1 protein-coding gene is annotated in these 1,402 nt (G+C 48.1%); it reads left to right on the forward strand.

Going from position 1 to position 1,402, the window contains the following annotated elements; translation table 11 throughout:
• Window positions 1-143: 143 nt before the first annotated feature.
• Window positions 144-1,402, forward strand: a 1,259-nt coding sequence (locus tag HWQ67_RS18505; RefSeq protein ID WP_218254170.1) for a glycosyltransferase family 2 protein, incomplete at its 3' end; no start/stop codon positions are given.

Here is a 1,402-nt window from a genome sequence, read left to right on the forward strand (position 1 = left end):
GCATAAATATGTATAACAATAGTTCACCCCTAAGAAAAGAAAGAAAGGGGCGGCTCCGCCCCCCTTTAGAACCCCCCGCAAGGGGGCCAGCCCCCTTGACCCCTTCTTCCTGTTATAGTTACTTATGCTCGGTTGCTTAGGTTATGTTAAAACCCCTTGTTAGCGTTGTGATGCCTGCATATAACCACGAGCTTTTTGTCGAAGAAGCCGTGGAGAGCGTGTTGAATCAGACATATACCGACCTGGAATTGATAATAATAAACGACGGCTCCAGCGACAACACACACGCACGTGTGCTGCAGTATGACGACCCGAGGATCAGGTACGAGTATCAACAAAACAGCGGTTCTCACGGCGCCATAAACCGCGGCATTGCCATTGCTCAGGGACAGTACATTAGCATAATAAACTCCGATGACGTCTATCACTGTAATCGAATCCAAACGCTGGTGGAACTCTCACAGCAGGACAACCTCGACTTTATCATAACGGATATAGGCCTCATTGACGAAAACTCCGACCTGATAACCGACCCCGAACACTGGTGGAATCAATGGTACGGTGGGCTTAAGTCACACTACAGGGAGACAAAATCACCACTAAAGGCCCTGCTTGCGGGGAACTACACGATCAGCACCTCAAACTTCTTCTTTAAGACCTCTCTTGTCAGCGATATTGGCCTCTTTAAGGCACGCAAGTATACCCTGGACTATGACTTTGCCTACAGAGCCATAAGGCATAACGAAAAGGCCTTTGCCTATCTGACAGATTCTCAGTTGATGCTCTATCGTCTTCACGGCCACAATGCGATCCTCAAAGACCCCCTTGTGGCTAATCTGGAGACGTTTCACTTCTTAAAGAACGCCATAAAAGAGCAATTTGGCGATGATATCCATACGCCCATCGAACATGTCAACAAGATAAGACGCTACATCACACGGACCGTCAGGCATAGGTTGCAACACAGTCTCGCAAAGACAGAGGTGGAATCCAAGTGGTGGGAGGCAGAGGCTAATAAATGGCACGCCGAAAATGTCAAGTCGCTAACGGAGGCTCATAAGTGGCAGGCAGAGACACAAATGTGGCAAGCAGAAACACAAAGGTGGCAGGCGGGGGCATTGCAGTGGCAGACACAGAGCCAATTGTGTAAGGAAGAGGCCGAAAAAAAGCAGATCGAATTCCAAGTCAAGGCCAGCGAATTCTTTGAAAGACTCCAGGCCATTAAAATGGCCTACGAAGAATTGAGACTCTGGAGCTACGACATGATGCGCTATGCCACCGACTTGTTTAACGAACGTTTCATATACCAAAGCTCCTTTAGTTACAGATTGGGCAGGGCTTTGACTCTGCCACTGAGAACTATAAAGGGCAGTTACACAAGCAGCACGATAACGGTTAATGA

Source organism: Candidatus Magnetobacterium casense, from assembly GCF_019173545.1.
Classification (GTDB): domain Bacteria; phylum Nitrospirota; class Thermodesulfovibrionia; order Thermodesulfovibrionales; family Magnetobacteriaceae; genus Magnetobacterium; species Magnetobacterium cryptolimnobacter.